Source organism: Neolewinella litorea (assembly GCF_004803465.1).
GTDB classification, from domain to species: domain Bacteria; phylum Bacteroidota; class Bacteroidia; order Chitinophagales; family Saprospiraceae; genus Neolewinella; species Neolewinella litorea.
In genome coordinates this window covers 575,146-589,078 of the sequence record NZ_SRSF01000001.1, presented here as the reverse complement: position 1 = coordinate 589,078, position 13,933 = coordinate 575,146, and the positions used below count along the sequence as shown (strand labels likewise).

The following is a 13,933-nucleotide window of genomic DNA, read 5'->3' as shown; positions in this document are numbered from 1 at the left end:
CGGCGACTATGCGATTGATTACCTGGCTGCTGCTTTTACCTGGCCTGGTCCTTCAGGCTCAGGACGAACTGTATTTCGTGAACGAACCCGCCCTTAGTCCGGATGGGGAGCTCATCGTCTTCAGCTATCATCAGGACCTTTGGAGCGTGCCGGCCACCGGCGGCCACGCCGTACGGCTCACCGCCCTGGAAGGAATTGAATCGAATCCATCGATCAGTCCCGACGGCCGCTATCTCGCCTTCACTTCCAGTCAGTACGGCAATCAGGATGTGATGCTGATGCCACTGGGCGGGGGCCGCATCACCCAGCTCACGTACCACGAAGCGGACGATAAGGTCGAAGGGTGGTCCTGGGACGCACAGCATATTTACTTTACTTCCGGCCGGGAAAATCGAATGGCCACCTACATCGTGCCGACCGGCGGAGGGACCCCACGACGGCTCTTCGGCGAGCATTACTTCAACAACGTCCACAACGCCGTCGAGCACCCCGACGGAAGTGTCTACTTCAACGAAAGCTGGGAAAGCAGCCTCTTTGCGCACCGCAAGCGGTACCGCGGACCCTTCAATCCCGACATTAAGCGCTACGATCCGGCCACCGACACCTACACCCGACTGACCGAATGGGAGGGCAAGGATATGATGCCCGTGATCGATCGTTCCGGGACGGTCTATTTCCTCTCCGACCGCGACAATAATGAGTATAACCTGTACCGCCTGGGCACCGACGGCGCGACGACTCGCCTCATGGACAGCCCGGTTTCCGCCTATGCCCCAACGGTTAGTGCCGACGGCAGCCTGCTGGCGTACGTTAAGGGCTATCAGCTCTATACCCTGAACCCGGCAACGGGGGAGGAGCGAAAAGTACCCATCACCATTACCGATTTCGAAGCGCTGGCCCAGCAGCAGGACTTCTCCACCGAAGGGAAAATTTCCGACTTTGCCGTTTCCAACGATGGGAAGAAGCTGGCATTCGTTTCCCGGGGAGAACTCTTCGTTTCGGACATTGAAGGAAAGTTTATCCAACAACTGTCTACCGGCACCGGGCGGGTTCGGGAGGTCCACTGGCTGAAGGACGATCGGACCCTGCTTTTCAACCAGACCGTCGAAGGGTATTTGAACTGGTTCACCCTGCCCGCCGACGGTACCGGAGAAATGCGGCAACACACCGATGATCGCCGCAACAACCGGATTCTCGTGATCAGTCACGACTCCACGCAAGCGGCTTACCTCAGCGGACGTGACCAACTCCGCCTGCTCGACCTCACCGATTTTGGCACCCGCACCCTGCTGACCGATGAATTTTGGGCCATCCAGAACACCCCCCCGCGCTGGTCACCCGACGACGCCTACCTGGCCGCCAACGTGCGCCGCAACTTTGAGATGGACATACTGGTCTACGAACTGGCCACGGGTGATCACTACAATCTGACCCAGACGGGCGTTTCCGAATGGGCACCTTACTGGTCACCGGATGCCCGCTACCTCTACTTTCACTCCGCCCGCCACCAACCCGGCTATCCCCGGGGTGGGGGAGACGCCAACGTATATCGCCTGCCGCTCCGCCGGTTTCAGGAGCCCTTCCGGGCCGAGCGACTGGCCCGCCTGTTTACCGACGATACGCTACGGAAGGATTCCGTGACCATCATCGAGCCCGAAAACATACTCGAACGCATTGAGCAAGTCGGTACCTCATTTGGTGACCAGGGTAGCGTAGCGGTCATACAAGATGGCGAAGAACAGATCGTGCTCTACGGCGGCAACCAGGAAGCCGGTAAAACGAAGCTCTTCAAGACCGTCCTGAGCCCCTTCGAGGAGCCGAAAACAGAGTCCATCGAAGGAAAGGGAATTGGCGGCGCGGCGGATCTGGTGTCGGTGGCAGGCAAACACTACTTACTGGGAGACGGCAAGGTGCTTACGCTGGACCTGGACAAAAACACCACCGAAGCCATCGACCTGGACCATACGTTCCGCCGGACACTGCGCCCGGAGTTCGAGCAGATGTACTACGAAACCTGGGCCAACCTCGAGGAAAACTTTTACGACAAGGACTTCCACGGCGTGAACTGGCAGGAGGTGCGCGACCATTATGCCACCTTCCTGCCCTACGTCACCGCCCGGGCTGACCTGCGCCGGCTCATCAACGATATGCTGGGTGAACTGAATACCTCCCACTTCGGATTCTACTCAACGGGAGAGGAGGAGGAGACCACCTTTGGAACGAAGACTTTTGACCTGGGCCTGGTGTTCGCTTTCGATGACCCCCTGCGCATCACCGGCGTGATAACCGACGGACCGGCAGATCATTACACGGTTGACGTGCGGCCCGGCGACCGACTGGTGGCGCTGGACGGGGAAACGATCGACCCCGCTCGCAACCGGGAATCCTACTTCACCCGGCCCAGCATCGACCGGGAAGTGTTGGCTACCCTGGACCGGGACGGGAAAAAATTTCAGGTACGGCTTCACCCCATGCCCTATACCGAAGCCCGCGACTTACGCTACGACGAGTGGGTGCGAGACAACCAGCAGCGGGTGGACGAGCAGACCGATCGCACCGTCGCATACGTCCACATGAAAAATATGGGCGCCGACGAACTGGATAATTTCCTCAACGAGATGATCTCCGAGGGGCACCAACGCGACGGCTTAATCCTGGACCTGCGGTACAACACCGGGGGCAATGTGCACAACGACGTACTGCAGTTTTTAAGCCAACGGCCCTACCTGCGCTGGGGTTATCGCGAGGGTGAGACCACCCTTCAGCCCAATTTCATCCCGGCGGCAAAACCCATTGTCCTGCTGACTAACGAACAGAGTCTGAGCGACGCCGAGATGACCGCCGAGGGTTTCAAGCAATTGAAACTGGGAACGGTGGTCGGAATGCCCACCTACCGCTGGATCATCTTTACGAGCGGGCAGGGGCTCGTGGACGGCTCGTTTTACCGCCTACCCAGTTGGGGGTGCTACACGCTTGACGGGGAGAACCTGGAAAAGACAGGCGTCGAGCCCGATGTTCGCGTCGACAATACCATGCACGATCGCCTGCACGGGACCGACCCGCAGCTCGACCGCGCCATCGAGATCGTCAGGCAAAATGGAAAGCGCTAGGGGCGGATCACCACCAGCCCTTCTTGCAGCGGGTCCAGGTTTTCTACGAGGACGTCGAAGAAGCGGTCTCCCTCCTGCAGGTAAAAGTTGAGGAAGCTGTCGTAGCGTTCCTGCATGCCGTTCTCGGGGAAGAGCTTGTCGCGCAGGCCCCGGATCTGGTTCATGGCTGTTTCGAACCGTTGCTTTTCGGTACGGCGCAGACGGCCTTCCAGGTTTTCTACCGCCTTGGCCTGTCTGGCGTGCTCACTCATGACGGCCTTCGCCAGGGTCGGGTCGATCTCCTCGGCCTTGCGGGCGATGCTCTGGAACAGCGCCTCCAGTTGGGCGAGTTCTTCGGCCAGACTGAGTTCGTTCTCCGACTGCTCGGCCACGTAGTCACGGATGATCAGGTCGGCATCCCGGAACAACTCGCGGTAGTCGAGTGCCAGTTTGTCCAGCTTTTTCTGATTACCCTTGTCGATCCACAGTACGGAATTGCGCCGGATCAACATCGGGAAGTTGACTCCGAACGCAGCGAATTGTTCCTTGCGTTCCAGCCAGTAGGCCAGTTCTCCACCCCCGCCAATGTAGGCCAGATTGGGAAAGATCATTTCCTCGAAGAGGGGACGCATGACCACGTTCGGACTGAACCGTTCGGGGTGGTCCTGCAGTTCCTGTCGGAGTTCCGTTTCACTGAACCGGAGGTCGGTGTCCAGTACGCGAAAACCGCCGTCCTGCCGCACGATGCGGTCGCGGCGGCGCGGCGTGAGGTAGAACAGGTTGATCTCGCGGGCGTGGGCCTGACCGCTGTAGCCCAGGCGTTCAAGTTTCTGCTGGGCGGCTTCGATCAGGGGCTGGCTGACCGAATCAAACAGCTCCCTTTCCATAATGGGGCGGAAGGCATTCTTGAACGCCGGCCGGCTCATGTCCGCCACCACCAGGCCGTAGCGACCGAACAGCTCATGTACCAGGGCCAGGGTAGCCGTACCGTAGCGGTCATAGCCGGTGTAGGCTTTTTCTATTTTCTCGTAAATCTCACGAGCCGTTTCCCGGTCTCCAAGCACCTCCTTTAGTTGTTCCAGCACGGGTGCCAGACTATCGGTGGGGTAGGCAGCGACGGGTCCACCGAGTTCATTATCCCAGGTGATGCGATTTCCGTAGACGTAAGTGTGATTGACCTCGGCAAAATCGTGGTCTTCCCCACCGCTGATGAACACCGCGACAAACCTTCGGTCGGGGTAACGTTCTTGCAATTGCCGCGCGAGGTTTATCGCCGAGCAGATCTTCAGTACAAAGTACAGCGGGCCGAAGAAGAGCGAGGGCTGGTGGGCCGTAATAACGGTATAGGTTTGCCGCGAACGCAGGTGCTGTATCGCTTCGGTGACGGCCGGCTCCTGGGGCAGGTTGGCGAACTGCTGCCCCAATTCATTGGCCAACAGGTCGCGGTCAATAGGATCGCGGTCCTTGTCCTGCATTACCTGTGCAAAGGCATCCAGGGAAACGGGGTACTTACTGAAGGGGGCCAGATCGGCGCTACCGGTTGCGTAGGCCACATCACGCTTCGAAAACTGGGGTACTTCGGAAAAGGGTAGACGATCTATTTGCATGGCTTAGGGTACAACTTTTGTCGGCAAAGGTTTGCCGGGGCCTTACCCCGCCGGACCAGTACCTTTGAGCATGCATACGATCTGGCGGGTACTTCGGTACCCTGTTTTCCTTGTGTTGATCTACCTGGGCGGCGTCCTGATCTACGGTACGCTGACCGACTGGCGGCCCGAAGGAACGGTTACATTATCCCCAATTGAACCTTCCGGTGCTACGCCTGCGGTTATCGAGGATTCACTGCTGACGTTCGTAACCTGGAATGTCGGCTACGGCGGCCTGGGATCGGAGGATTACTTCTTTTACAACCGCGGTGATTTCTTCTGGACGGACCTGGGGCGGGCCCGCAGTCCGCAAGAGAACGTGGACCGATACGTAGCCGGACAGCGGCTGACGCTGGCCAATACCCTGAGCGACTTCTTCCTCCTGCAGGAGATCGATACGGCGAGCCGCCGCAGCTACTTCACCAATCAACTGGACACCGCACGCCTAGCGCGCCCAGATTACGCAGCCACTTACGCTCCCAATTTCCAGAGCGAGCGGGTACCCATACCGCTGTTTCAACCCTGGGACCATTACGGTCGCGTACGGAGCGGGTTGGTGACGATGAGCCGGTATCTCCCGTCGATCTCCGAGCGAATTCAACTCCCGGGAGAATTTGGCTGGCCTACTCGCCTCTTTCAGTTGGACCGCTGTGCCCTGCGCCAGGTGTTCCAGACCTCCTGGGATGTTCCCTTGGTCATTTACAACGTACACCTCTCAGCCTACGACTCGGACGGAAGCCTCCGGCGTCAGCAGATGAATTTCCTGCGCGAGCGGGTACTCGAGGACTACGCGGCGGGGAGTTACGTGATTGTGGGGGGAGACTGGAACCAGGTGCCGCCCGGATTCAACTGGTTCAGTCTGAACCCCACCGTAGAAGAGACGATCTTGCCCGCGGCCGTTGCCTTCGATTTTATGCCCGAAGGTTGGGCTTGGGCTTACGATCCCGCGGTTGCCACGGTTCGCAAATCGGATGAGGCCTACAACGCCCACCGCTCGGAACGCAGCGTAATTGACTACTACCTCACAAGCCCGAACGTACGGCTCCGGCAGATCAAAGCCATTAACCAGGATTTCCGGTTCAGCGACCACCAACCCGTCTATCTTTCGGCCGAACTGCTCAGGTAGTTTCCCGTTATGCCCCGTATGAAAACAAGACTTACCCTGCTTTTCCTCCCCCTTGTCCTCTTTTGCGCCTGTGGTCCCACGGATCCGGACACCACCGCCGCTCCGGCCGCGGACGTCGACAGTAATCCCCCCGCCGAGGGCTTCGATGAAGCCGGCTCCGACCCGCAAGCCATTGCTATCGCGGACAGCGTCGTGGTCCACCACGGTGGCAGGCGCGCGTACGACCAGGCCCGTTACATCAGCTGGAACTTCTTCGGGGCGCGGGACCTGGTATGGGATAAAGCGGAAGACAGGGTGCGCATCGAAGTCCCGCAGGACAGCATAATCTACCTGCTCGACTACAGCGACGAAGATCGACTCACGGGGGCCGTGCAGAAAATGGGTCAGGAAATGACCGACCCCGATAGCCTCGATATCTATCTGCAGTCTGCCAATTCCATGTTCATCAACGACAGCTACTGGCTGGTACAGCCCTTCAAGCTAAAGGACAGCGGCGTGACGCTGAAGTACATTGGTCAGGAAACCGATCCCCAAAAAGCTCGCCCCTCCGAGGTGATCGAGTTGACCTTCGATGAAGTGGGCGACACTCCGGGCAACCGTTACCGGCTCTACGTTGACCAGGACAACTACCTGGTGAATACCTGGCAGTTCTACCGAAACGCCGCCGACACGGTCCCCGCCCTCGAAACACCCTTCAACGGGTACAAGGACTACAACGGTATTATGCTTTCGGGCGACCGCGGCGGTCGCTTTCAACTAGACGACATAGCGGTGCGCGATACCCTGGACGATAGGGTATTTACGGAATTCTAGAAGCCGATCCCCTTGCGCTGAATCGACAGCGCCTTGGTGTCCAGTTTCAAGTGCTCCACATCGGCCTTCGCGATCCGGGGTTTCGAGGACCGCTTCGTGCGTCCGGTCTCCGCGGCCTGTCGGAGATCGTGCCGGCGCACTACGTCATCAACCAGTTGCCGTACGGTACGCGCATTGCCAAAGTAGGCGTCGCGGTACTTGTGCAGGAAGGTGAGGTAGTTCGTGAGATGGAGCCGGGCGGGAGCAGATACCTGCGCCTTGCGCTGCCGGAACATCCGGTCGGCTATCTCAATGAGTTGGGCCGGACTGTAATCCTCAAAGCGTAAGATCTTGTCGAAGCGACTGCTCAGTCCGGGGTTGGCCTTCAGGAAGCTTTGCATGTTTTCGGGATACCCTGCCACGCACACGAAAAATTGTCCACGCTGGTCTTCCATCCGCTTCAGCAGGGTCTGGATCGCTTCGTCGCCAAAGTCGCCCCGCTGTCCCGTACTGTTTTGGGTGAGCGCATAGGCCTCATCGATGAAGAGTACACCCCCGATGGCATCCTCGATCACCTTGGCGGTCTTCTCCGCGGTTTGCCCCACGTAGCCTGCGACCAGGCCTTGGCGGTCGGTTTCCACAATGTGGCCTCGCTCCAGGACGCCCAGGGCGTTGTATAGAGTTGCGAGAATCCTTGCAATGGTGGTCTTACCCGTGCCGGGATTACCGACCAGCACCGTGTGCAGGTGAAAGGCATTCAGGACATCCTGCCCGGTTTGCCGGTAATACCGTACCAGGCTGACCAATTCGTGCAACTGGGCTTTGATGTTTTCCATGCCCACCAGCGCGTCGAGCTCGTCGAGCGTAGCCGCAAGCAGGGATTCGTTGACGGGAATGAGCGGACGGGCGCGTTCCACCAGGGAATGGATGCCGATCACGTCGCCGAGTTCTATGGTGCTCAGGTACTCATCGGACAGGCTTTCCCCGGTATTATCTTTCTGCATGATGCGGAGGGCCATTTGCACCTTCGCTTTCTCGACCAGGTCGTGGACATAGCGGGCGTTACCGAAAGTACGGTCGCGGCTGCGGAAGGCCTTGGTGATCGTTTCGTCTACGCGGGCCTTGGCCTCCAGGGTAAAGCTTACACCCAGGCGCTTGGCGGCGTAGTCGGCAATCAGGCTTAGTTCCTGCGGCAGAAAATTGCGGAATTCGTAATAGTGTTTGAAGCGCGATTTAAGGCCGGTGTTGCTGTCCAGGAATCGGTTCATCTCTTCGGTGTAACCCGCAACGATCACGGCCATATCGCCGGGGCCGTTAGACATTTCCTTGACCAGTATCTCGATCACCTCCCGGCCGAAATCCTTGCCGTCGTCGTTGCTGCGCGCCAGCGAGTAAGCCTCGTCGATGAACAGCACGCCCCCGCGGGCGCTTTCGATCACCTCACGGGTTTTGGGCGCGGTTTGACCGATGTATTCTCCGACGAGATCCACCCGGTCGGCAATGACCGTGTGGCCACTGGTCAGCAACCCCATTTTCTTGTAGAGCTTGCCCATCATGCGGGCCACGGTGGTTTTGCCCGTACCGGGGTTACCACTGAATACGGCGTGGACATCGATGCCCGTATCCATTTCGAAACCCCGTTTCTGTCGGAGTTGCAGAAAGCGGATATAGACCGCATGGTCGCGTACCTGCTGCTTTACCTCCTCCAGTCCAATAAGGTCATCCAACCCGCTCATGATGTGCTCGAAGGTTTCGTTGCCGTCCTCATCGGGGGCCAGCGTCACCGGGCGGGGCGAATCAGGGAGGTATACGGGTGGCGTGCCTACCTGCGCTTCATCACCAACGGTGAAGGGAATGGTGGCGACCAGGCAGTCCAGAAAAACGATATCAGCGGTGTAGTGGTCCTGCTGCCACAGACTCGGAGTAGCCGAACCCCAGCCCGCGGCTACGCGGATGGTCTCTTCCCCTTTCTTTACGTGGGTGAGCCGGCTGACCTGTCCCTTCAGGTCCCGCGCCTGGTTATGAAACTTGGTGAAGAGCTCGAGGTACCAGTCGCGGCCAGGCTGCAGGTTGCGGAATTCCACTTCCAGGTAAACGTACCGGGTCTCCTGGCTGGCAAATTCCTTGAGGTAGACGCGGTCTTCGGCGGAGAGGTCGTCGTAGGGGCCCTCGTACAGGCGCACCGAACTCAGCTTCAGGTACTTGTCGGCGATGCGGGCGGGCGGGTCAAATTCGGCATCCGGATCGTGCAAGCCGTTCCGGTCCGGCTCGATGATGTAGAAGTACTTGCTGCCGATGCGTTGCCCGTCCACGTAAGCCTCCCAGCAGTAGGTACCCGCCTTCCAGATCGTACCCTTCTTCTGGTTGCCCCAGCCTTCGCGTACGTAGATCAAATGATCGAACCGGCTGACTTCCTTCTCGATCGACAGGCTACACAACTCCTGGCGGCCGGAATCATCCGTACTGAAGCACTTGAGGGTCACCCGGAGGGTCCAGTCTTCGATATCAAATCGCTTGTTGAACAGCGAGAGCTCGGTGTATACGTAGGCCGTGGCGTGACGGTCGAATACCTGCCGGTATCTCTTTAGGTTGTCCCAAAGGTACTCGGTTGAGTTATAGACCTTTAGCTCCTTGAACTTGAAGGTGGGAATAACGGCCTCCTTCTCCTTAGTCTCGCGCATAATGGTAAAGTAAGTGTTATATCCGATAACCGGGCAGACAATCTTGGGGTAATAATGTTAAGCCTTGGTCGCGTGCCGGCATCCTAAGGCTGGTGGGGGAAGTGTATCTTCACGATGACCCAATAAACTTCTAACCCCATGAATACAAAGGCCCTGACGGAAATGCAATGGCGCCGCTACGACGGCCGGAGGATCACCCAGCCCATAGAAAAAGCGGTCGAGGAAACGATCGTCCGCGAAACCGCCGAGGGGCACCGGCTTAAGGTATGCATCGGAACCGACAGCCAGGTAAGGGGACAAAATATTGAGTTTGCTACCGTGATCGTATTTCTGCGGGAGAAGCGGGGAGGCTTCATGTTCATCGCCAACTACAAGAGCAAGATGGGTATCGGTCTGCGCGAACGCATGATCCTGGAAGTCGGTCGATCCGTCGAGATTGCCTATGCCCTCTGCGGAATCCTGGATAAGTACAACGTGGAGCTGGAAGTACACGCCGACATCAACACCGACCCCCACTTCCAGAGCAACGTGGCCCTGAAGGAAGCCATGGGCTACATTCTCGGGATGGGCTTCGTGTTCAAGGCCAAGCCCGACGCCTTCGCCTCATCGGCCTGCGCCGATAAGGTATGCTGATGGCGCTTGCGGAAAAGTGTATCTTCCCCGGCAAATTATCCCGTCGATGCAAAAGCTCCTAACCTGTATTTTTCTTGTCGCCTGTTCCGGCCTGACCGCTCAGACCGATTATTCCCAGACCAAAGCTGCCGCTGGGGAGATCGAAGACCGGGTCATCGAATGGCGTCGCCACGTACATCAGTACCCTGAGCTGAGCAACCGGGAATTTGAGACCGGGAAATACATCGCTGAACACCTGCGGTCGCTGGGTCTCGAAGTTCGTACGAACGTAGCCCATACCGGCGTGGTGGGCGTGCTTAAAGGCGGAAAACCGGGCGGCGTGGTTGCCCTGCGCGCCGACATTGACGCGCTGCCGGTGACCGAGCGGGCCGACCTTCCCTTCGCGAGCAAAGCAACCGGTGAATACCGGGGTGAAACGGTAGGGGTGATGCACGCCTGCGGTCACGACACCCACGTTGCGATGCTCATGGGGGCAGCGGAGCTTCTGACCAAGCAACGTGAGGATATCCCCGGAACGGTGGTCTTCCTCTTTCAGCCGGCCGAAGAAGGGGCACCCGAGGGAGAGGAAGGTGGAGCTCAGCTTATGGTCAAGGAAGGAGTCCTGAGCGATTACGGCGTGGAGGCCGCTTTCGGGATACACATCAACTCCCAGACGCCCGTCGGGCACGTCAACTACAAACCCGGCGGTGCCATGGCGGCCAGCAACTCATTTACTATCGTGGTGAAGGGAAAGCAGGCGCACGGATCTTCCCCCTGGTCGGGAGTCGACCCGATCACGGCCGCGGCCCAAATCGTGACCGGCCTGCAGCTGATCGTGTCGCGGCAAACGGAACTGACCAAGGAAGCCGCCGTGATAAGCGTCGGGAAAATTCAGGGAGGGGTACGCAGCAACATCATCCCCGAGGAAGTAACCATGATTGGAACCATCCGGACCCTCGATGAGGATATGAAGAAGGATATCTTCGATAAGATTCGGCGTACGGCCACCAATATCGCGGCCAGCTCGGGCGCGGAGGCCCAGGTAACCATTGACGAAGGCTATCCAGTGACTTACAACGATCCGGAAATGACCGAGCGCATGCTCCCTACCGTACAAGCCACCGTCGGCAAGGATAACGTACACCTCGTGAACCCCGTCACCGGCGCGGAGGATTTCTCCTTTTTCGCCAACGAGGTTCCCTCCCTCTTTCTGTTCCTCGGCGGTATGTCGCCCAGTATGGATCGCAGCGCGGCCCCGGGCCACCACACCCCGGACTTCGTGATCGACGAGCGGGGACTCACCTACGGAGTGCAATTGTATGCTAACCTCGCAATGGATTATTTGCAGGGTAAGAATGGCAAATAACACTGCTGGCTTGCGAATCGGGGCCTTCCTGCTGCTTCTGCTCGCGGGTCCGGTAGTGCACGCACAGTTTGATTCTACTTTTGTAGAGACCTTCACCAGCAGGACACGCGTGAACGGCGGATTGCGGTATCGCGACAACTCGGCCTCCTTTCTCGTCGGAGAGCAGGAGACCCTGAATTTGTCTAACAGGGGGCTCGCGCTACGGCTCGGCGGGCGGTACAAGTGGATCGGCTACACCTTCAGTATACCCGTGAGCGACCTGGGTACGGACAGCGAGTTCGGCAACGCCCAGTCGCTCGGACTGAACCTGCAGTTCTACCGCGACAAGTTTTACCTGAACGCCAACGCGCGCCGGACAACCGGTTTCGAGCAGCAGCGACTGAATGAAGAGATCACCTTCCGCGAAGACATTCGCTTCACCAATGTGCTGGTCTTCGGATTCCGGGTACTCAATTCCAAACACTTCAGTCTGGGCTCCTCCTTTAGGCAGCATAGTCGGCAATTAAAAAGCACGGGATCGCTCCTGCTGGGTGGGGCGATCAACCGGCAAGTGCTGCTGACCGACAGCTTGACGCTGCCCTTCAACCAAATGGGGGAAGTGGTAATTGACCGGTACGCGCAAACGAAGGTGACGGCGGGATTGGGCTATGCCCACACTTTCATTTTCGCCCGCAGCTTTTTCTTTACTCCGCTGGCCGTGGCCGGACCGGAAATTCGATTCATAACCTACGACCCCCTGGCGGCCGATCGTGAGATCGAGCGCAATCGCGTCAGTATCAGGGTCCGTGGCCGGATTGCCTTCGGCTACAACGGGCGACACAACTACACCGCAGTCACGGCGGCCTACCTTCCCAGTATCGACAATACCGAAAACCTGGACACCCGCGTGTTCGAAACCCGGATTGAACTTACGATCGGCCACCGGTTTAACGTACCAGACTAATCGCCCATGACCCTGTTTGCCTATATCTTTGCCGTTGTCCTCATCGCCGCGGGCGTGTATCACTTCGTGAACCCCCAGTTCTATTATGCCATCATCCCATCCTGGATGCCCAAGGCCGCGGCCAACGCCGCAGGAGGGGTAGCGGAAGTAGTGCTCGGCGTAGCCATGTTGGTGCCCGCCACCCGCACTTTTGGGTTGTACGGAGCGGCCGCACTCATGATCCTCTTTCTGCCCATACACGTGGTGGACCTCCAGCGCACCCGACCGGTGATCGGATCGAAAGCCATAGCATTCGGCAGATTGCTCATCCAGTTCCTGCTCATTGGGTGGCTGTATTGGGAAGCGCAAAGGAGCTAATTTAACCGGCTGGCTCCCTGACCAATCAGTAAAGTGGCTCGATAAGCCGACGGGGTGGGGGAGGTAGCGAAATTCCCATTTCGCTACACTATTATGCATTCGAACGCAGTTTTGCATCCAAGGCGTAGAAACCAAGAATATGAATACCACACTCAGTGAAAGCGAAATCCGGGGAGACCGTACCGGCAAGATCACCGCGGGCATCGGCACGGTGCTCATTTTGCTGCTGCTGATTTGGCCGATCTTCTTTTTCCAGAACCCGCCGCCGGGGCAGCCGGGCATTCTGGTGAACCTAGGTTTTGTTGACGTGGGACAGGGCGACGAGAACGCCGCCGCGCCCGTGCAACCACAGGTTACGGAAGTAGAACCGACGCCCCCGGCACCTGCGGACCCGCCCCCTCCACCACCCCCTGCCGCCGATCCAAAGCCTGCCCCACAACAGCGCGACGTAATCGTCACGGAAGACCCGTCAGAAGTGGCCCTGCGCAAGCAGAAGGCCCGTGAAGAAGCCGCAAGACAAGCTGAGGACCGCCGCCGCCGACAGGAAGAGGCCGCCGATGAGCGCCGCCGCCAGCAGGAAGCGGATGCCGAACGCCGGCGCCAGCAAGAAGAAGCCGCCGAGCGCCGTCGGCAACAGGAAGCCGCCGCCGCCGCCAAACGCGCCGCGGAAGAAGCCGAACGTCGCCGCCAGGCCGAAGCCGATGCACTCAAAGGACAACTCGGTGGGGCATTCGGACAGGGCAGCGGTAACGGAAACACCGGACAGTCCGGCAACCAGGGCGTCGACGACGGGGATCCCAATGCCGACCGGCTGAGTGGCATATCCACCGGCAGCGGGCGCGTGAGTGGCGGACTGGGCGGACGCGGGGTGCTGGCCAGTCCACCCGTCCAGGAAAACAGTCAGGTTTCCGGCACCGTAGTAATTGAGGTTTGCGTGAACCCCGATGGTGAGATCACCAAGGCGAACTACACGCAGAACGGTAGCAGTACCGCCGACCCGACCCTGGTAGCCGCGGCTACCAAGAACGCCCGACGCTGGCGCTTCGCCGCCAACCCGATGGCCCCGGCCGAGCAGTGCGGCCGGATCAGCTACAATTTCAAGGTGCAGTAGCAGCTTTTGTGGTTAGTTGCTCCTGGCTGGTGTCCATAAGGACACCCTAAATCCTGCACTATACCCCGCCATGCCGTGGGTGTGTGCGTTATCCCGTTAAGTCCAATGGTACCAGTGTGACGTGGGATGGGGCGAACAATGGCACGTAGGGCACGCACCGACTCAACTAGCCCATCGGTCTTTGTAGTTGAGGATCAACCCCTATTTCCA

General features: G+C 58.8%; 10 protein-coding genes. 8 read left to right on the top strand and 2 right to left on the bottom strand.

Features of this window, described 5'->3' with window-relative positions:
• Positions 1-8: 8 nt before the first annotated feature.
• The gene (locus E4021_RS02485) at positions 9-3,110 is read left to right on the top strand and encodes a S41 family peptidase (RefSeq protein WP_136456326.1); all 3,102 of its coding nucleotides are present in this window, start codon (positions 9-11) and stop codon (positions 3,108-3,110) included.
• On the opposite strand, the gene bshC is transcribed toward E4021_RS02485, so the two are convergent.
• Positions 3,107-4,696, bottom strand: coding sequence for a bacillithiol biosynthesis cysteine-adding enzyme BshC (gene bshC / locus E4021_RS02480; RefSeq protein WP_136456325.1), 1,590 nt, complete (start codon positions 4,694-4,696; stop codon positions 3,107-3,109). The genes E4021_RS02485 and bshC overlap by 4 nt on opposite strands.
• A gap of 70 nt (positions 4,697-4,766) precedes the next feature.
• Between bshC and E4021_RS02475 the strand changes: the two genes are divergently transcribed.
• Both E4021_RS02475 and E4021_RS02470 read left to right on the top strand, forming a co-directional pair.
• Positions 4,767-5,861: an endonuclease/exonuclease/phosphatase family protein gene (locus E4021_RS02475; protein WP_136456324.1), complete on the top strand. Its 1,095-nt coding sequence runs from the start codon at positions 4,767-4,769 to the stop codon at positions 5,859-5,861.
• An 18-nt stretch (positions 5,862-5,879) separates the two neighbouring features.
• Positions 5,880-6,674: a hypothetical protein gene (locus E4021_RS02470; protein ID WP_136456323.1), complete on the top strand. Its 795-nt coding sequence runs from the start codon at positions 5,880-5,882 to the stop codon at positions 6,672-6,674.
• Here the strand turns inward: E4021_RS02470 and E4021_RS02465 are convergent.
• Positions 6,671-9,334, bottom strand: coding sequence for an AAA family ATPase (locus tag E4021_RS02465; RefSeq protein WP_136456322.1), 2,664 nt, complete (start codon positions 9,332-9,334; stop codon positions 6,671-6,673). The genes E4021_RS02470 and E4021_RS02465 overlap by 4 nt on opposite strands.
• A 162-nt stretch (positions 9,335-9,496) precedes the next feature.
• Here E4021_RS02465 and E4021_RS02460 point away from each other — a divergent pair, with 162 nt between their 5' ends.
• The 5 genes from E4021_RS02460 to E4021_RS02440 all read left to right on the top strand — a co-directional run bounded on the left by E4021_RS02460 (position 9,497) and on the right by E4021_RS02440 (position 13,723).
• Complete coding sequence (locus E4021_RS02460; protein ID WP_136457237.1) at positions 9,497-9,967, top strand: ribonuclease H-like YkuK family protein; 471 nt, start codon at positions 9,497-9,499, stop codon at positions 9,965-9,967.
• Positions 9,968-10,013: 46 nt separating this feature from the next.
• Positions 10,014-11,312 (top strand): amidohydrolase, encoded by a 1,299-nt coding sequence (locus tag E4021_RS02455; RefSeq protein ID WP_136456321.1) that lies wholly within the window; start codon positions 10,014-10,016, stop codon positions 11,310-11,312.
• A gap of 10 nt (positions 11,313-11,322) precedes the next feature.
• Entirely contained in the window at positions 11,323-12,255 is a 933-nt protein-coding gene (locus tag E4021_RS02450) for a DUF4421 family protein (RefSeq protein WP_168797432.1), read from the top strand.
• A gap of 6 nt (positions 12,256-12,261) precedes the next feature.
• A complete protein-coding gene (locus tag E4021_RS02445) occupies positions 12,262-12,612 on the top strand; it encodes a DoxX family protein (protein WP_136456319.1) in 351 nt (116 codons plus the stop codon).
• A 139-nt stretch (positions 12,613-12,751) separates the two neighbouring features.
• The gene (locus E4021_RS02440) at positions 12,752-13,723 is read left to right on the top strand and encodes an energy transducer TonB (RefSeq protein WP_136456318.1); all 972 of its coding nucleotides are present in this window, start codon (positions 12,752-12,754) and stop codon (positions 13,721-13,723) included.
• The last annotated feature ends 210 nt before the right edge of the window (positions 13,724-13,933 follow it).